At 59.9% G+C, this 19,020-nt stretch carries 13 protein-coding genes; 4 read left to right on the forward strand and 9 right to left on the reverse strand.

The window, feature by feature from the left end:
• Positions 1-87 precede the first annotated feature (87 nt).
• The 5 genes from ilvA to ilvC form a co-directional block, all read right to left on the reverse strand.
• Complete coding sequence (ilvA, locus tag JYB85_RS17130) at positions 88-1,662, reverse strand: threonine ammonia-lyase, biosynthetic (RefSeq protein ID WP_207380249.1); 1,575 nt, start codon at positions 1,660-1,662, stop codon at positions 88-90.
• Position 1,663: 1 nt separating this feature from the next.
• The gene (gene ilvD / locus JYB85_RS17135; RefSeq protein ID WP_207380250.1) at positions 1,664-3,520 is read right to left on the reverse strand and encodes a dihydroxy-acid dehydratase; all 1,857 of its coding nucleotides are present in this window, start codon (positions 3,518-3,520) and stop codon (positions 1,664-1,666) included.
• A 45-nt stretch (positions 3,521-3,565) separates the two neighbouring features.
• On the reverse strand, positions 3,566-3,820 hold the full coding sequence (gene ilvM / locus JYB85_RS17140) for an acetolactate synthase 2 small subunit (RefSeq protein WP_207324837.1): 255 nt from the start codon (positions 3,818-3,820) through the stop codon (positions 3,566-3,568).
• 154 nt (positions 3,821-3,974) lie between these two features.
• Positions 3,975-5,645 carry an acetolactate synthase 2 catalytic subunit gene (gene ilvG / locus JYB85_RS17145; RefSeq protein WP_207380251.1) on the reverse strand — a complete coding sequence of 557 codons (1,671 nt, stop codon included), beginning with the start codon at positions 5,643-5,645 and terminating at the stop codon, positions 3,975-3,977.
• A gap of 477 nt (positions 5,646-6,122) precedes the next feature.
• The gene (gene ilvC / locus JYB85_RS17150) at positions 6,123-7,604 is read right to left on the reverse strand and encodes a ketol-acid reductoisomerase (protein ID WP_207380252.1); all 1,482 of its coding nucleotides are present in this window, start codon (positions 7,602-7,604) and stop codon (positions 6,123-6,125) included.
• 194 nt (positions 7,605-7,798) lie between these two features.
• Here ilvC and ilvY point away from each other — a divergent pair, with 194 nt between their 5' ends.
• Positions 7,799-8,683 (forward strand): HTH-type transcriptional activator IlvY, encoded by an 885-nt coding sequence (ilvY, locus tag JYB85_RS17155; RefSeq protein WP_207380253.1) that lies wholly within the window; start codon positions 7,799-7,801, stop codon positions 8,681-8,683.
• 13 nt (positions 8,684-8,696) lie between these two features.
• Here the strand turns inward: ilvY and JYB85_RS17160 are convergent, their stop codons facing one another.
• Together JYB85_RS17160 and JYB85_RS17165 are read right to left on the reverse strand one after the other, a co-directional pair.
• Entirely contained in the window at positions 8,697-9,995 is a 1,299-nt protein-coding gene (locus tag JYB85_RS17160; protein WP_207380254.1) for a hemolysin family protein, read from the reverse strand.
• A gap of 402 nt (positions 9,996-10,397) precedes the next feature.
• Positions 10,398-10,787 carry a YkgJ family cysteine cluster protein gene (locus JYB85_RS17165; RefSeq protein ID WP_207380255.1) on the reverse strand — a complete coding sequence of 130 codons (390 nt, stop codon included), beginning with the start codon at positions 10,785-10,787 and terminating at the stop codon, positions 10,398-10,400.
• A gap of 126 nt (positions 10,788-10,913) precedes the next feature.
• Here JYB85_RS17165 and JYB85_RS17170 point away from each other — a divergent pair, with 126 nt between their 5' ends.
• Positions 10,914-11,756: a GGDEF domain-containing protein gene (locus JYB85_RS17170; protein WP_207380256.1), complete on the forward strand. Its 843-nt coding sequence runs from the start codon at positions 10,914-10,916 to the stop codon at positions 11,754-11,756.
• Here the strand turns inward: JYB85_RS17170 and JYB85_RS17175 are convergent.
• Together JYB85_RS17175 and JYB85_RS17180 are read right to left on the reverse strand one after the other, a co-directional pair.
• A complete protein-coding gene (locus JYB85_RS17175) occupies positions 11,753-13,546 on the reverse strand; it encodes a diguanylate cyclase domain-containing protein (protein WP_207380257.1) in 1,794 nt (597 codons plus the stop codon). The two genes, JYB85_RS17170 and JYB85_RS17175, sit on opposite strands and share 4 nt — an antisense overlap.
• A complete protein-coding gene (locus JYB85_RS17180) occupies positions 13,543-14,541 on the reverse strand; it encodes an ABC transporter substrate-binding protein (protein WP_207380258.1) in 999 nt (332 codons plus the stop codon). Before JYB85_RS17180 ends, JYB85_RS17175 begins: the two co-directional genes overlap by 4 nt.
• An 89-nt stretch (positions 14,542-14,630) precedes the next feature.
• Between JYB85_RS17180 and JYB85_RS17185 the strand changes: the two genes are divergently transcribed.
• Both JYB85_RS17185 and JYB85_RS17190 read left to right on the forward strand, forming a co-directional pair.
• Complete coding sequence (locus tag JYB85_RS17185; protein WP_207380259.1) at positions 14,631-16,151, forward strand: YifB family Mg chelatase-like AAA ATPase; 1,521 nt, start codon at positions 14,631-14,633, stop codon at positions 16,149-16,151.
• 170 nt (positions 16,152-16,321) lie between these two features.
• Complete coding sequence (locus tag JYB85_RS17190; RefSeq protein WP_228730137.1) at positions 16,322-19,015, forward strand: cytochrome c peroxidase; 2,694 nt, start codon at positions 16,322-16,324, stop codon at positions 19,013-19,015.
• The last annotated feature ends 5 nt before the right edge of the window (positions 19,016-19,020 follow it).

A 19,020-nucleotide genomic window follows, 5' to 3' on the forward strand; every position in this document is an offset into this window, starting at 1 on the left:
AAACTGGGCCAAATTGGAATATTTACCCTAACACAAAGCCGCGCTGAAAAACGCCCCTGCCTTGGTCTAAGGACTGACTTTCACTCCTCAGCCGGGCCTATTGCCGAGAAACAGCCGGTAGGCCGGACTCTGGGTTTCTTCCTGCCACACAAAACCCAGCTCGGTCAGGAAACGGCCAAAGGCCTGGTGATCCGCCTCAGGCACCTCGAAGCCCGCCAGCACCCGACCGAAGGCGGCGCCATGGTTGCGGTAGTGAAACAAACTGATGTTCCACTTGCTCTGCAAGGTGGTGAGAAACTTCAGCAGTGCCCCCGGGTACTCGGGAAACTCGAAGCTGAACAGGCGCTCGTTAAGTGGCTCCGGCGGGTGGCCGCCCACCATGTAGCGCACATGCAGCTTGGCGGTCTCGTCGGCGGACAGGTCCTGCACCGCAAAACCGGCACTTTCCAACCTGTCTATGATGTCGGTCAGCTCCTGCTGGCCCTGGCTGAGTCGAATACCGGCAAACACCACGGCGCTGTCGCGACTGCTGAAGCGGTAGTTGAACTCAGTCATCACCCGCCGCTCCAGCAGTTCGCAAAAGCGCAGGAAACTGCCGGGTTGCTCCGGTACCCGCACCGCCAGTACGGCTTCCTTTTGCTCCCCCAGCTCACAACGCTCGGACACGTAACGCAGGCTGTGGAAATTGACATTGGCGCCGCTGAGGATGGCGGCCACCTTTTGCCCCGCGCCCCTGTGACTGCCTTCGGCCAGTCCCGGGCCGCTGAGGCCGAAATACTTTTTCAATCCCGCCAGCGACAGGGCCCCGGCGGGTTCGGCGATGGCGCGGGTATCCTCGAAGATATCCTTGACCGCGGCGCAGATTTCATCCGAGCTGACGGTCACCACTTCGTCCACATAGGCCTTCGCCAGACGGAAGGGCTCGCTGCCTATGCGCTTGACCGCCACCCCGTCGGCAAACAAGCCCACCTGGGGCAGGGTCACGGGTTCACCGGCCGCCAGCGCGGCCTTGAGACAGGCGGCATCCTCGGGCTCAACCCCGATGATCTTCACCCCGGGTTTGACCGCCTTGTAGTAGGCGGCAATGCCCGCCACCAGGCCTCCGCCGCCCACCGGCACAAATACCAGCTCCAGATCCCGCTGCTGTTGCAACATTTCCTGGGCGACCGTGCCCTGACCGGCAATCACCGCCTCATCATCGAAGGGGGCTATGTACACCCGGCCCTCGCTGCGGGCCAGATGCTGGGCATGTTCATTGGCCTGATCGAAGGACTGGCCGTGCAGCAGCACAGTGCCACCGAGGCGGCGCACCGCATCAATTTTGATATCCGGCGTTGTGGTGGGCATGACTATGACGGCATCCACACCGCGACTTGAGGCCGACAGCGCCACCCCCTGGGCATGGTTGCCGGCGGAGGCGCACACCACCCCGAGGCGACACTCCTCAGCGGACAGCTGGGCGATGCGATTATAGGCGCCGCGCAGCTTAAAGGAGTGCACCGGCTGCATGTCTTCGCGCTTAAGGAACACCTGGCAGCCCAGACGGGCCGACAGCTTGTTCATGCTGGAAAGCGGCGTGACCTTGGCCACGTCATAGACGGACGAGAGCAGGATTTTTTGCAGATAACTGTGGGCCAAATCCACGGTGGCAACGTCGGGCATATCAGGCCTCCAGTTTTGACTTGTCACGCACCGCGCCCTTGTCGGCACTGGTGGCGAGCATGGCGTAGGCTTTCAGCGCCAGGGACACGGGGCGTACCCGTGCCAGCGGTTTCCAGGCCAGCGGCCCCTTGGCCTCCATGGCGGCGCGGCGCTCCGCCAGCTCGACCTCGGAGACCCGCAATTGGATACTGCGCTTGGGGATATCTATGTCTATGGCATCGCCGTTTTCAATCAGGGCTATGGTGCCACCAGCTGCGGCCTCCGGAGAGACGTGACCTATGGACAGGCCCGAGGTGCCGCCGGAGAAGCGACCGTCGGTGATAAGAGCGCAGGCCTTACCCAAGCCGCGGGACTTGAGGTAACTGGTTGGATAGAGCATTTCCTGCATACCGGGACCGCCCTTGGGCCCCTCGTAGCGGATCACCACTACGTCACCGGCCACCACCTCACCGCCGAGGATCCCGGCCACCGCCTCGTCCTGGCTTTCGTACACCCGGGCAACGCCGCTGAACACCAGATTGGACTCATCCACCCCGGCGGTTTTCACTATGCAGCCGTTTTCCGCCAGGTTGCCATGCAATACCGCCAGGCCGCCTTCCTGACTGAAGGCAAATTCGCGGCTGCGGATACAGCCCTCACGGCGATCCGCATCCAGGGTGTCCCAACGGCAGGATTGGCTGAAGGCTCGGGTGGTGGGGATACCGGCGGGGCCGGCGCGGAAGAACTCCTGCACCTGAGCGTCCTCTGTCACGGCCACATCATAACGGGCCAGCACTGACTTGAGGCTGCCATCCTCTGAGGCCACGTGGTTGACGTCAGTGTGCAGCAGACCGGCACGGTCCAACTCGCCGAGGATCGCCATCACGCCCCCGGCGCGATGCACGTCTTCCATATGGTACTTGGGCGTCGATGGCGCCACCTTGCACAGGTGCGGCACCTTGCGGCTGATGCGGTCGATATCGGCCATGGTGAAATCCAGCTCCGCCTCTTGGGCCGCGGCCAGCAGATGCAGCACAGTATTGGAGGAACCGCCCATGGCCACGTCCAGGGCCATGGCGTTTTCAAAGGCCTTGAAGTTGGCTATGGCCCGTGGCAGCACCGACGCATCGTCCTCGAAATAGTGACGTTTGGTCAGCTGCATTACCCTGCGCCCGGCTTCCAAAAACAGTTCGCGGCGATCGCTGTGGGTCGCCAGCAGGGAGCCGTTGCCGGGCAGCGACAGACCCAGGGCCTCGGTGAGGCAGTTCATAGAATTGGCGGTAAACATGCCCGAGCAACTACCGCAGGTGGGACAGGCGCTGCGCTCGATGCGCTCGCTGTCGGCATCCGACACGCTGGCATCGGCGGCGGCCACCATGGCATCCACCAGGTCGAGCTTGATGAGCTTGTCCGACAACCGGGTCTTGCCCGCTTCCATGGGGCCGCCGGAGACGAATACCACGGGGATATTGAGCCTCAGGGCCGCCATCAGCATGCCGGGGGTGATCTTGTCGCAGTTGCTGATGCACACCAGGGCATCGGCGCAGTGGGCATTGACCATGTACTCGACGCTGTCGGCGATAAGCTCCCGCGACGGCAGCGAATACAGCATGCCGCCGTGGCCCATGGCGATACCGTCGTCCACGGCTATGGTGTTGAATTCCTTGGCCAGCCCGCCCGCCTCTTCGATGGCCGAGGCCACCAGGGCGCCCATGTCCTTCAGGTGTACGTGACCGGGCACAAACTGGGTGAAAGAGTTGGCAATGGCAATAATGGGTTTGCCGAAATCTGAGTCTTTCACACCTGTTGCACGCCACAGGGCGCGGGCGCCGGCCATGTTGCGGCCTTCGGTACTGGTGGCGGAGCGTAATTTAGCCATGGGGATTCCTTCACTGTTAATTCAATTGGGTTTATCGGGCACGAGTCAGGCGCTGGCCACCTTGGATAATGCCACAGGACTCAGCACCCGGCAGCCGGTGACGTCCACCAGCTTATTGAGCTGGTTTGAAAGCAGTTCGATGGCACGCTCGCTGTCGACCTCCATATCGAGGGCCACGCTGTTGTCGGTCAGGCGCATATTCATGCAGGTCACGCGAAAGCCGCGGTGACGGGTGACACGCAATACCCGCTCAACCACCTCGGGACTGTGTTGTAAGGTTACTTCCAGATGCTGGATCATGTGCGTTTCTCCATCTCTTCCATCAAGTCACTGTTGGCGGCTCAGAGCGTTACCGCGGTACAGAGCCAAAGGTTATTGCTGTCATTCATTGCCACACTGAAAATCTGCTCGCCTAATTCGGGGCTCTGCCCTAAACATGCTGGCAGACGCCGGATCATGTACTTTTCTCCATCTCTTCCATCATGTCGCTGTTGGAGGCGCCCGGCGGCACCAGAGGCCAAACGTTATAGCTGTCGTCTATCGCCACGTGCAGCAGGAAGGGGCCGGGGCTGGCCAGCATGTCGTCCAGGGCCTGCTCCACCTCGTCGGCGGCGAATATGGTCTTGCCGGGGATATCAAAGGCCGAGGCCAGGGTGACGAAATCCGGGTTATCGGACAGGTCGGTTTCGCTGTAGCGCTGCTCGAAAAACAGCTGCTGCCACTGCTTGACCATGCCGAGCTTCTGGTTGTCTATCAGCAGTATCTTCACCGGCAGGCCGCGGCGCTTGATGGTGGTCAGCTCCTGCACATTCATCATAAAGGAGCCGTCACCGGACACAGTGACCACGGTCGCGCCGGGGCGGGCCATCTGGGCGCCTATGGCCGCCGGCAGGCCAAAGCCCATGGTGCCGAGGCCGGCGCTCGACAGATGATCTTCGGGGCGGCGGAAATACATGTGCTGGGCCACCCACATCTGGTGCTGGCCCACATCGCAGCTGACCACACTGTCCTGGGGCAGTTTGGATGCCAGGCGCCTGAGCAGCGCCGGGGCATAGATAAGATTGCCATCCTGGCGATACTGCCATTGATGATCCCGGGCCAGTTCGGCCACCTCCGCCAGCCAGGAGCCTATGTCCAGCGCTTGTGCCAGCTTGGGCAACAGCGAACGCAGCTCTCCGGCCATGGCCACATCGGGGCGGCGCAGCTTGCCGAGTTCGGCGGCATCTATGTCCAGATGGATCACCTTGGCCTTGCTGGCAAAACTGTCGAGACGGCCGGTCACCCTGTCATCGAAGCGGGCTCCCACCACCAGCAGCAGGTCACATTCCTGCACCGCCAGATTGGCGGCCTTGCCGCCGTGCATGCCGAGCATGCCCAGATAACCCGGCGTGTCGTGGGCAATGGCACCCAGCCCCTTGAGGGTGGCTACCGAGGGCATGCCGGTCACCCGGATAAAGTCCCGCAGGGGTTCCACGGCGCCGGCCATGCCCACCCCGCCGCCCACGTACAGCATGGGCTTGCGGGACTGCGAGAGCAGCTGTCTGGCGGACTGGATATCGGCCTCTGCCGCCTTGGGCTCAGGGCTCAGGGCCAACAGCGGCGCGCGGTATTCCAGCCGTCCCAGCTGTATGTCTTTGGGGATGTCCACCAGCACGGGACCGGGGCGCCCGGAGGCGGCGATGTCGAAGGCGCGGTACAGGGTCGGCACCAGATCTTCCAGGCGCTGCACCATAAAGCTGTGTTTGGTGCAGGACAGGCTCATGCCCAGCAGATCCACTTCCTGGAAGGCATCCGTGCCTATGACGGCGGTGGATACCTGGCCCGTGATGGCCACCAGGGGCACAGAGTCCAACATGGCATCGGCCAGGGCGGTGATCAGGTTGGTGGCACCCGGGCCAGAGGTGGCGAAGCAGACCCCGGTCTTGCCGCTGGCGCGGGCATAGCCCACAGCGGCAAAGCCGGCGCCCTGCTCGTGGCGACAGAGTATGTGTTCCAGCTCGTGGCCCACCAGGGCGTCGTAGATGGGCATGATGGCGCCGCCGGGATAACCGAATACCGTGGTGACTCCATGGGCGGCCAACACCTTGATAACCGCATCCGCTCCCCGCATCGTCTGTACTTCCATCGTCCTGTCCTGCCTTGTGGGCTGAGCCCTGATTTATCAGCGAATTTTTATTGGTTCTTAAACGAGAAACCCCCCGGTCCTTTCGGAGCGGGGGGTCTCTTGCAACTTCTTTCCTGGTTAAGGTCTGTCAGTTTGCCATGGGCCGCCCCCGCTGTGATTTAATAATCACGACGGTAATAATCACGAGAATGAGCTTGGCAGCCAGGTTCAACACTATTGACACTTTCCTTTAATTCTTGGGCCGGTAATTCTTGCAGCCTTTGGGGCGAGCCTTAAGCTTTAGCACAAGATCCCAGCGGATCACAACAGCAAAGTTTCATCTTAAAAAAGATTCAGCTTCCCTGCCGAGACAATGCAAGCAACACAAACTAAAAAACATCTGAAATTTTCCGCAATCTTTTCAATTGCCTTTCGTTGGCAGCCTCACCTTGAAAGCGGGCTGCCGATGACTGCAATGCCGGCCGGGGCTGGCGAAATTTATTGGGCCGCGTTGATGCGCTTCATATCTTTCATGTAACCGCGCAGCTCGGCGCCTATGTATTCCACCGCTGTGTTGCGGATGGCGTCGTTGACCTCGATCAGGCGGCGATTGTCGACGCCATTGCCCTGGTCCTTGAGGCCGGCACCCAAAAATTCCGGCGACATGGCGTTCACATAGTCGCGCAGCAAGGGCACGGCGGCGTGATTGAACAGGTAGCAACCGTATTCGGCGGTATCCGAAATCACCACGTTCATCTCGTACAGACGCTTGCGCGCTATGGTGTTGGCGATGAGCGGGGTCTCGTGCAGCGACTCATAATAGGCCGACTCTTCAATGATGCCTGCGGCCACCATGGTATCGAACGCCAGCTCAACCCCGGCCTTGATCATGGCCACCAGGAAGATGCCCTTGTCGAAATAGGTCTGCTCGTCGATGGCTTCGCTGCAGGTCGGTGCCCGTTCAAAGCCGGTTTCGGCGGTCTCGGCGCGCCAGCGCAGCAGGTTGGCGTCGTCATTGGCCCAGTCCGCCATCATGGTGCGGGAGAATTCGCCGCTGATGATGTCGTCCATGTGCTTTTCAAACAAGGGCGCCAGTATTTCTTTCAATTCTTCTGCCATATCAAAGGCTTTGATCTTGGCTGGGTTGGACAGGCGATCCATCATATTGGTGATACCGCCGTGCTTGAGCGCCTCGGTAACCGTCTCCCAACCCTGCTGGATCAGCTTGGCGGCATAGCCAGGCTCGAAACCGTCGGCCACCATCTTGTCATAGCCGAGGATGGCACCGGTCTGCAGCATGCCGCAGAGTATGGTCTGCTCGCCCATCAGATCCGACTTCACCTCGGCGATAAAGGAAGAGTGCAGTACCCCGGCGCGATCGCCACCGGTGGCGCTGGCATAGGCCTTGGCGATCTCCAGACCATCCCCCTTGGGATCGTTCTCAGGATGCACTGCGATCAGTGTCGGCACCCCGAAGCCGCGCTTGTACTCTTCACGCACCTCGGTACCGGGACACTTGGGCGCCACCATGATGACGGTAATGTCGGGACGCACCTGCATGCCTTCTTCGACAATGTTGAAGCCGTGGGAATAGGACAGGGTTGCGCCCTGTTTCATCAGCGGCATCACGGCCTTGACCACATTGGTGTGCTGCTTGTCCGGGGTCAGGTTCAGCACCAGATCGGCATCAGGAATCAGCTCTTCAAAGCTGCCAACCTTGAAGCCGTTGTCTGTGGCTTTTTTCCAGGAGGCACGCTTCTCGGCAATGGCTTCGGCACGCAGGGCATAGGAGATATTCAGCCCTGAGTCACGCATGTTCAGCCCCTGGTTCAGGCCCTGGGCACCGCAACCGAGGATGACAATGTTCCAGTCCTTGATGTAGTCGCAGCCATTGGCAAATTCACTGCGATCCATAAAACGACATTGGCTCAGCTGGGCCAGCTGTTGGCGCAAATTCAAGGAGTTAAAGTAATTTGCCATAGTGAATTTTCCATCTATCAATTCTGTGACGACAGCGCGGCCTTAACCGCCTGTGATTGCAAAACACTATAGTCCAGAGTTAGCATTGCTTAAAATGATATAATCGAAACTTGTCGTTGCACTTTTCGCAACACAAAGAGTTGCGACACAAACAATTGCAACATAAGAGTGGTCAGCCAAGGGGAGTTCAGGCCATGGATATCCGCGAAATCCAGCTATACCTGCATCTGTGTGACACCCTGCATTTCGCCCGCACCGCAGAGCAGATGCATGTGAGCCCCTCCACCCTGAGCCGGGCCCTGCAACGGTTGGAGCAACAGGCCGGTTGTCGCCTGCTGGAGCGGGACAATCGCAGCGTGCGTCTGACCCGGGGCGGCGAGGAATTCCGCCGCTTTGCCGCCGAAACACTGGCGGGCTGGCAGCAACTGAGGAGCCGGCTCGATCCCAATCAGCAGCAGCTGCGGGGCTTGCTCAATCTCTATTGCTCTGTGACCGCCGCATACAGCCACCTGCCGGCGCTGCTGGACAGGTTCCGCCGCGAACACCCCCTGGTGGAGATAGTGCTCAATACCGGGGATGCGGCCAACGCCATGGCCGAAGTGCAGCAAAACCGCGCCGATATTGCCATCGCGGCTTTGCAGGATCCCTTCCCCGACAGCCTGCATTTTGCCCCCATGGACACCATACCCCTGACCGTCATAGGGCCGCAGATCCCTTGCCGGGTGCGGGAGTTATTGGAAGAAAGCGAGATCCCCTGGGACAGGTTGCCCTTTATCGTGCCCGAGCATGGCCCGGGCCGGAAGCGCATCGACAATTGGTTCAAGGCCATGGGCATAGGGGCGAATATTTACGCCAAGGTATCGGGCCACGAGGCCATAGTGTCCATGGTGGCACTGGGATGCGGGGTCAGCGTCAGCCCCGAAGTGGTTGTGCAGCACAGTCCGATGCGCGACCGGATTGCACTGCTGCCGAGCCCAGTGGCCATACCGCCCTTCGAGCTCGGCTGTTGCTGCAAGGCAAAACGCCGGGACGATCCCCTGATAGCCGCCTTTCTGGCGGCCATTGGCTCAGCGAAATAGCTCAGGCTGGTGCTTAATCTTCGACCGGCTCGATGCGAGTTACCAGCAGCTGGTCGACCTTGTAGGCGTCTATGTCGACCACCTCAAACTTGTAGCCGTTAAAGACCACAAAGTCGGTACGCTTGGGGATCTTGCGCAGCATGTACATCATGAAACCGGCTATGGTCTCGTAGTTCTGACTGTTGGGGAAATGGTCTATGTTGAAGGCCCGCATCACATCAGTGATTGGCGTAACCCCGTCCACCAGCCAGGAAGAGGCGTCCCGGGCCACTATCTGCTCTTCACCTTCCGCCAGCACCCAGGTACCCATCACTGCGCTTTGCAGATCGTTGGTGGTCACTATACCGACCACCAGGGCGTATTCGTTCATCACCACGGCGAAATCGGCGCGGTTGTTTTTGAAGTAATCCAGGGCCTCGGACAGGCTCAGGGTGTCGGGAATGATGGGGCAGGTATGTACCAAAGAAGTATCCTTGAGGCTCATGCTCTGACCGTTGATCACCCGGATCAGTAGCTCCTTGGCATCCACATAGCCCTTGATGGCATCCAGCTGACCATCACAGACCAGAAACTTGTTGTGGGGGTCGTTGGCTATCTTCTGCTTGATGTCGTCCTCTGAATCGCTGAGCAGGAAGTACACCAGACTCTCCCGGGCCGTCATGGCCGAGGTCACCGGCACTGTCTGCATCTCGAACACGTTTTCCATCATCTGCTGCTCGCCCTTGTCGAGCACCCCGGCCTCGGCTCCGGCATCCATCACGGCATAGATATCATCGGAGGTGATTTCATCGTTGCGCACCGTCGGGATCTGCAACAGGCGGAACAGGCCATTGGCCAGACTGTTGAACAGCCATACCAGAGGCCGCAGCACAGAGATGCAAAACCCGATGGGCGTCACCAAAGTCACGGCCACCCGCTCGGGCAGGGCCATGGCGATACGCTTGGGCATCAGATCCGCCAGCAAAATAAACAGGCTGGTCACCAGCAGGAAGGACAGCAGGAAGCTCAGCTGATTGACCCAGGCCTCCGACACCCAGGGCGAAATCAACTTGTTGATATGGGGCGTAAAGGCCGATTCACCGACGATACCGCCCATGATGGCCACGGCATTGAGACCTATCTGAACCACGGTGAAAAAACTGCCCGGATGAGCCTGCAGTGCCAGTACCCGCTCGGCCCTGTCGTCGCCCTCGTCGGCCATTTGCCGCAGACGGATTTTGCGCGATGCCGCCAGGGCAATCTCGGACATGGAAAAGAAACTGCTGACGCCAATCAGCAGCAGAATAATCACAGCATTATCGAAAAAGCTCATGTTTCACCTTGCCAAAGCCCCGGGCCCTCCCGGGGCGTGTGCCCATCCGGCCGCGCCTGCAGTCTGCCCGGAAAGCATGACGCTTGTGTGTCCGGGCGGCCAAATTTTTGCCACCCGGTCATTTTGCCTGTGCCCGGGTGTAAAAAGCCAGCCCCAAGGCTCTGAGTCCTGAGGAATTATGTCTGTTTAGCCGTGGTAACAGCAATAGTTGGGATTGAGACCTGGCTGGTGAAAGTTGCGGTTGAGCCGTCAGATGTGCTGCGGGGAAGGCATGCACCCGCACAGGCTCAACCTCTGGGACAATATAGACAATAATTGGGTTTGGGGCCTATCTGGGGGATGGTTGCGGCTGAGCCGTCTGATGTGCTGCGGAGAACGCATTCACCCGCACGCCGCAAGCAATCAGCTTCTGGGACGATAGGGGCAATAATTGGGTTTGGGGCCAATCTGGGGATGGTTGCGACAGGTCTCGGGTCGCTTGTCATAGATGGTGCAGCGGCGGCTGTGCCTGTCCAGATACAGGCAATCATCATTGGCCATCCGCGCCAGGGTAAAGATGCCGGTCTTGTGGCTGAAACTGTCAATGATGCGCGCCTTTTGCAATCTTTTGGCTATGCCCTTGAGGTCATCGGCCTCGAAGGGATCCACCAGCTCCATCCGCACCAGATCGCTGACCTTCACCTCCACCGGCAGGGTGCAACAGGTGGCATGACAATCATTGCAAAGATTTTTGCGGTACTTCTGCCAGGTGGACAGATCGTCAATATTGAATGTCATCGGTGCTTTGGCCATGGGAACTCCTGGTGCTGCGGCCGGCCATTATAATGGTGGGCTTCGGCCCCCACCAGCCCCTTGTATGCCCTTGTGCGCCGCAGAGACTATACTCAAGTCACCTGCGGCCTCCTCCCTTTGGTGGATATGAATACTCTCGCTTTTATTCTGGTGCTCGCCGGCCTGCTGGGATTGCTGTTTGCCCTGCCGCGCATCTATCAGATATGTCGGGTGCCCGAGTGCAGCCAGCAGGGCTGGTATGTGCTGCTGGCCTTGGTATGCCTGTTTGTGTTGGGCTATATCGGCTTTTTGTGGCTGCTGAGCGCCCAGAATACCGGCCAGCTGGAGATGATAGTCGCCTTTATCTTTTTTGGCGGTGGCGGCTTTGTGTTCCTGGTCAGCGAGCTGAGCGGCCAAACCATGAAGCAACTGCTGTGGACCCTGGAAGAAAAAGACTATCAGGCCAATCACGATCACCTCACCGGCCTGCCCAACCGCCACGCTTTTTATGCCGCCATTACCGCACTGTTGGCCAGCAAGCCGGGGCAATTTGCCTGCCTGATGATGGATCTTGATGATTTCAAGGTGATCAACGATACCTGCGGTCACCACGTGGGGGATTTGGTACTGGTGGAAGTGGCAGAGCGAGTCAGCAGCCATGTACCAGAGGGCGCCCTGGTGGCACGTTTGGGGGGGGATGAACTGGCCATTCTCTTGCCCAAGGGTGAAGCCGTGGATGCCATAGCCCTGGCTGAGATGCTGCAAGACTTGCTCAAGCAGGACATCATCATTGGCAGTCACAGACTGGCGGTCAGTACCAGCGTCGGCATCGCACTTTTCCCAGAGCATGGTGAGGACAAGAAATACCTGCTCAAGCATGCCGATATCGCCATGTACTATGCCAAACGCAACGACAAGCGTTGGCAAATGTACGAACCGCACCAAAAACTGCACCCGCTGCCATCCGGCGCCAACTGGTCGGATACCTAATGCTCTTCCCATTCGGCGCGATTACGCCCCAGCGCCTTGGCCCGGTACAGGCAGGCATCGGCGCGGCCCATGGCATCGCGCACCGAATCCACCCCAAGTAAATTCACCACCCCCAGACTCAGGCTGACCCGACCATGGGGTGAAGCACCGTGGGGAATATTCAGCTCCCGCACGGCATCAAGCAGCCGCTGCGGCAGTTGCCGGCACACCTCGGGCGCCTGCCCGGGACAGACGGCGGCAAACTCCTCACCACCGATACGGGCCAACAGGGCATCTTCCGGCAGCGCCTGTTTCAGGGCCTGGGCCAGCCGTCTGAGCACCTCATCCCCGGCCGGATGGCCATAGCTGTCGTTGTAATGTTTGAAAAAGTCCACATCCATCATCAACAGCAGCGCCTCGGTTCCGAGCGCCTGCTCCAGACGCGCACTGAAGGGCCGCCGGTTCACCAGTCCGGTCAGTTCATCTGTGGCCGCCTGCTTCGCCAGCCGGGCATTGGCCCTGAGCAATTGCCTTTGCAATAACAGCATCTGCCCTTCCCTGCGCCTGCGGATCAGCAGGGCATTGAGGGTGGCAGCAAATTGGGTCAGCAACTGGGATTTGTCATCATTCCACTCCAGGTGGCCACTGACCTGAGCCAGGGCCAGCACCCCCACCAAAGCATCGCCGTCCATGATGGCAAATCCGGCGATACCCCGGATCCCCAAGCTTGACAGTTCCCGATACTCTTCGGGCCAGCGCCCGGATATGGACTCCACATCTTCGATGATAATCATGCTGTTATTGGTAAATCGCCGTTTCAGGCGCGCCACATCCGTCAGCTGCTCATCGGCGGATTGGGCATTGGGAATACAGGACCAAAAGGCCCGGTAGTGCAAGCGGTCATCCTCAAACTCCACCACACTGACCCGCTCCACCTGCAGCAATTCACCGATTTGTCGCACCACCTGTGCCAGCAAAGATGCAATATCGTCCACAGACACATTGAGGAAGCTGAGGGAAATCTGCGCCAGCTGCCGATTGGCGTCCGTCTGCCAGCGCAACCTGGCGGTGCGCTCCTCCACTGTCTGGCTCAGCTCCTGCTGGTGCCGGGTCAGGGCCCGCTGCTGACGCCGCACCAGGGCATAATCGTGACGCATCCTCTGGTACATTCGGCTAAATGCTTGAGCCACCAAGCCTATCTCATCCCGAGATTCGGCCACTTTGGGATCCAGCCGCAACTTGGTCAGTTCGCTCAGGTTTATCCCGTCGGCAAAGTTCGCCAGCGCCTCGACCCGGCGAACTATCAGACGATTGGCCAGAGTGAGGATGACATAGATGACCAACAGCATCTTGAGGCCGTTACCCAACACTATCACCATCACCTCACGCCCCAGTTGCAGGTAAATCTGCTGGCGGTCAAGGGCCACTGTCAGCTCGGCTATGGCTTGCTCCTGAATGCTGAGCGGGTAATGCAGCAGCAGATATCTATGTCCGGGATCGACGGGCACGCCCTGCCCCAGGTTGAGATAAACCCCGTCACGGCTGGCGAGCTCAAGGCCACTGACCGAGGGCAAGACGCCAACCCCGGAGACCAAATCCTTGAGCAAGGGCTGGTCCACATCCCACAGGGCGTGGGACATGCTGGGTAAGAGCGAGCGGGTGTACCTGTCGATGTCGGCTACCGCATTGTCGAGTGCCGAATGATAATTCCACCACAGCTGAACCATGATGGTCAGCAGGGCAAACAGACTGCTGACCCCCACTATGGTGAAGGTCATCTTGGAGCCTATGCTGTTACGACTCCGCCTCATGATGGCGTCTCCATGGTCAATGTCAGCGTCAGCAGTGCCTGCCAATCTCTCTGTTCCAGGGCATTGAACATGGGGGTATCGGGCTCCAGCAACCAAAACAGCTGCGGCAAGTCCCCGGGGTAAATACCAGTGTCCCTGTGGCGCTTCAATCTGGCGAGCGCCACGGCCGCGGTCAGCAGGTGACCTCCGGCAAGCACGCTGAGGTCTCCTTTACGCCGCAGTGCCAACGCCTTGGCCGAAGTATTGAAGCTGCTGAAAAAGATATCTTTTCCGGGTACTTTTCCCGCTTCCTGCGCGGCCCTCAAGGCGCCGAACAACATATGGTCATTGGCTGTCCACACCAGTGCCAATGCCGGATAGCGCACCAACAACACCTTGAACTGCTGATAACTGCGCTCCTCCTGCCACAGACCGTAAATAGTCTGGGTTACCTCGGCCCCCTGCTGCAGTACCGCCTCGGCGCCGCGGGTACGCTCCACCGAGGCCGGGGTCAGCCTGTCACCGGAGATCAGCAGCGCCAGGGGGCGGGACAGTGCGGCACGCGCCAGCAAGGCTGTCGCCGTCTGCCTGCCTATGGCCTCATTGTCCGGCACCAGTCCAGGCAACAAAAACCTTTGCCAATGGGGATCTTTGAGCAATTTACTGCGCTCCCCCAGACTGATGTCGTTGAGCACAAACTGCACGTACACCGGCTTGCCATATAGAGCCTCCAACATGCTCAGGCCGGTGCTCTTTTCGTTCACCAAAATGACATAACGGGGCAACTCCCGAGCGGCAGCCAGTCGCTGCACCTGATTGATCATCTGGAAATGATTGCGTTCGGCGTGTTCGGTCAGTAATTGCAGTTGCAGTTCAGCGGCGGCCTCCTGCAACAGGCTGTCCACATCGCCCCAAAAGCTTTCATCAGCCCGTCCCGGGTTGAAAAACACCACATCCGGCGCGCACCAGGCCGGCGTTATAAAGACTAAGCAACAGAACAACCAGAGTTTTTGCATACTGACCTCCCGCCTAAGAAGCATAGTGCACCACGGCGTCGAGGGCCTGCTACACTCATGCCAATGCCGACTGACAAAAGGACTTGTTAATGGGGATCGCCTGTGTTGCCACCCGGGCCAGTTTGGGCGTCGAAGCCCCGGCCGTAATGGTGGAGGTGCATTTGGGCAATGGCTTGCCCGCATTCAATCTGGTGGGCCTGCCGGAGGCCTCGGTCAAGGAAGCCCGGGAGCGGGTACGCAGCGCCCTGGTCAATGCTGGCTTCGAGTTCCCGATGCGCCGCATCACAGTCAATCTGGCGCCGGCGGACTTGCCCAAGCAAGGTGGCCGCTACGATTTGCCCATAGCCCTTGGCATACTCGCCGCCTCGGGCCAGATCCCGCTTGCCAGCCTCAAGGAGCGGGAGTTTGTCGGCGAGCTGGCCCTCACAGGTGAAATCCGTCCCTGCCAGGGGCTGTTGCCTGTGATCATCGCCGCCCGCCAGGCGGGTCGCAGCCTGATATTGCCCCAGGATAACCGCCTTGATGCCGAACTGGTGGGCTACCCCCATATCCACCTGTGTTGCCAATTGCCGCAGCTGACGGCTTTTCTCCACGGCCAGCAGCAGCTGCCGGGACTGAGTGTCGGCACCGAATGGCTGGATGAAGCGCCACCACACCCGGGCCCCTGCCTCAGCGAAGTCATAGGCCAGTATCAGGCCAAACAGGCGCTGGAAATTGCCGCCGCCGGAAATCACAATTTATTGATGCTGGGTCCCCCGGGTACGGGCAAGACCATGTTGGCCAGCAGGATAATGTCGCTGCTGCCACCGCTTAACTACGAGGAAGCGCTGGAGGTGGCGGCGCTGCATTCGGTGGCGGGCATGAGCATAGCGCCGCAGAAATTCCAGCAGCGGCCATTCCGGGCACCGCATCACACCAGTTCGGCCATATCCCTGGTGGGTGGCGGCAGTATTCCGAGACCCGGTGAAATATCCCTCGCCCACCGCGGCGTATTGTTTCTCGACGAGTTGCCGGAATTTCCCCGCCGGGTACTGGATTGTCTGCGCGAACCCATGGAGACCGGCGAGGTGGTGATTTCCCGCGCCGCCGCCAAACTCACCTTTGCCAGCCGCTTTCAGCTGATCGCCGCCATGAACCCCAGCCCCTGTGGCAGCAGCGATGCCGACAGCCGCGCCAGTATTGAGCAGATAAACCGTTATCTGGCCCGTCTGTCGGGCCCCTTTCTCGACAGATTCGACCTGTCCATCGAGGTGCCGCGACTGCCCGCCGGCACCCTCAGCAAACAGACAAGCACAGGTGCCACCTCGGCCGAACTGGCCCAGCGGGTGCGCCGGGCCAGGGAAACCCAGCTGGCCCGGGCCGGGGTGCTCAACAGTGACCTGTCCGGCAAGCAGTTGCAGCAGGCGGGCTTTGCCGCTGCGGATCTGCAATTCCTGGAACAGAGCGTCAATCGCCTCGGGCTGTCGGTACGCAGCTTTCACCGCCTGCAGCGGGTGGCACGCACCATAGCCGACCTGGACCAGAGTATTCAGGTGGAGCGCCGCCATCTGGCCCAGGCCCTGGGCTACCGCGCCATGGACCGCTTGTTGGCGGGATTGAGGCAGCATTAATCCACCCAAGAATGTCAATTTATCTGCCGCGAAAGCCAACTTGGGTAACGCGAACGCCAACCGGGGTAAAGAGATGTAAAGCTGTGTAAACCGGGCAGCCAAGGGCAGTTTCGACGTCTAACATTCCGACAACAATGGTCGCAACCAGGTCGTATTGTTAGGTGAATATCATGAAACTAAAAATAACCGTTCAAACCCTGCTGGTTGCCCTGCCAGCGCTGACCAGCCTGGCCTCCCAGGCTGCCAATATCCCCCTGAGCCAGATGCCGGTCCCAGTTCCGGCAGACAATCCCATCACAGAATCCAAACGCCAGTTGGGCAAGATCCTGTTCTGGGACGAGCAGTTGTCCAGCGACGATACCGTCGCCTGCGGCTCCTGCCACAAGGCTGCCGCCGGCGGCGCCGATCCCAATCCCGCCGCCCACCCGGGCCCAGATGGGCTGTTTGGAACCGAGGATGACACCCTCGGTTCCCACGGGATACGTCACTACGACGCCAACCTCAACCTGGTGGCCGATGCCAGCTTTGGTTTTCAGCCCCAGGTGACGGGCCGGGCCACGCCCTCCTTTATCAATGCCGCCTTTGCCAATGAGCTGTTTTGGGATGGCCGCGCCTCGGCCAGCTTCAGCGACCCCCTCAATCCGTCGCTGGAACTCTTGCCGAACCGGGCGGCGCTGGAAAGTCAGGCCGTGGGGCCGATACTCAGCAGCATCGAAATGGCGGCCAGCGATCGCAGCTGGAACGATGTCACCACCAAGCTGGCCCGGGTAACCCCGCTGGCACTGGCGAGCAATATTCCCGCCGACATAGCCCCGGCAATCGCCGCCGGCCAGAGCTACCCCGAGTTATTTGCCGCCGCCTTTGGCGACAGCAATATTACCCCGGCCAGGATCGCCATGGCCATTGCCACCTATGAGCGCACCCTGGTAGCAGATCAGACCCCCTGGGATCGCTTTATCGCAGGCGACGCAACGGCCATGACCCAGAGGCAAATTGCCGGCTGGGAATTGTTTGATGGCCAGAGCCTGTGCGGTCGCTGCCACGTGCCACCGCTGTTCAGCGACAACCGCTTCTACAATCTCGGCCTGCGCCCGGCGGCTGAGGACATAGGCCATATGCTGGTCACGGACAACAGCCGTGATTATGGCCGCTTCAAGGTGCCGTCGCTGCGCAATCTGGGGCTCAGGCCGGCACTGATGCATGTGGGTTGGGTAACCGATGCCCGCGATGCCATCGCCTTCTATAACAGCAATGCCGATGCCGCCAATGGCATTGCCAACCGCCATCAGCAGTTTCACGAAGATCAGTCCGGTATTCCCACGGCCACCCCGGGTGTCACTGTGCCCTACAGCAACCTGTCGCTGGCTTCCGGCAATGAGCGCGCCCAGGAGAACGTTGCCGATTTCCTTGCCAATGCCCTGACCGACCCCAGGGTGGCGACCGAGACCTTCCCATTCGACCGCCCCACCCTTGGCAGCGAGCGGCGCCACAATATGTCGTCGGCGCTGGCCTTTATGAGCTACAACATAGGCGGCGCCGATTGGCAAAGCAGCCGGGCTGAAGCCATTGCCAGTGTCATCAACAGCAGCCTGGCCGATCTGGTGGCACTGCAGGAGGCCGGCGCAACCCCACTGCAACAGCTGCAGCCCTTGCTGAATTCAAGCTACGCCCTGGCCGATGTGGGCAGCAACGGCATGCCCTTGCTGTACAACAGCCAAAAGCTGCATCTGCTGCAATCCGGCAGCAGCGCTCCCGGCGACATGCTGTTCTGCACCGCAGAGCGCTTTATCAACTATGCCCTGTTCCAGGATAAGCAAAGCGGCAGCCAGTTTTTAATCTTCAACACCCACTTCTGCGCCCCGCAGGCCACTGAGCTGCCCAGCGGCTACAGCGCCGCCGAGGTCAATTTGCAGCACGCCGGAGCGCTGGCGAACTTTGTCGCCAAAATCGGTGCCAGTTGGCAAGTGCCTGCCGTGGTTGCCGGGGATCTCAATGCCACGGAAAACTCGGCCACCATGGAGTACCTGCTCGGCACTGGGCAGATTGACGGCAATCCGACCCCAGCGCCGCTGGCCGACAGTTGGAGCCAGGCCCAAGGGTCCAATCACAGTGGCGTGGACTGGCTGCTTTACCTTGCAAACGGACAACAACTGCTGGGAGCCCAACGCCTGATCAACAGCATCACGGAAGCGGCATCGGATCACTTCCCCATGACAGCCGCCCTGATATTTAACAGTAAGGTCTTTAACAGCCAGGGCAATGGCAGTGACGACACGGATGCCGATGGCGTGCCTGATAATGAAGATGCTTTCCCCTTCAATCCGGCCGAATGGCTCGACACAGACAACGATGGCATAGGCAACAATGGCGACAGCGACGATGACAATGACGGAGTAACGGACAACGAGGATGCCTTCCCACTCAATGCCGCCGAGTGGCTCGACACAGACAACGATGGCATAGGCAACAATGGCGACAGTGACGATGACAATGACGGAGTAACGGACAACGAGGATGCCTTCCCACTCAATGCCGCCGAGTGGCTCGACACTGACAGCGATGGCATAGGCAACAATGGCGACAGCGACGATGACAATGACGGAGTAACGGACAACGAGGATGCCTTCCCACTCAATGCTGCCGAGTGGCTCGACACTGACAGCGACGGCATAGGCAACAATGCCGACAGCGACGATGATAACGATGGGGTGCCGGACGCGACCGATGCCTTTCCCCTGGATCCCAGTCGCAGTCAGGCTGCCGGCAGCACCGACGGCAGTGATGCATCGGGCAGCGGCGGCGCCTTCAGCCCCTGGCTGCTACTCTTGAGCTTAATCGCCACGGGACGTCGGCGACAGGAGTAAGGGGA

The sequence above is a fragment of the Shewanella sedimentimangrovi genome (genome assembly GCF_017354965.1).
GTDB classification, from domain to species: Bacteria; Pseudomonadota; Gammaproteobacteria; order Enterobacterales; family Shewanellaceae; genus Shewanella; species Shewanella cyperi.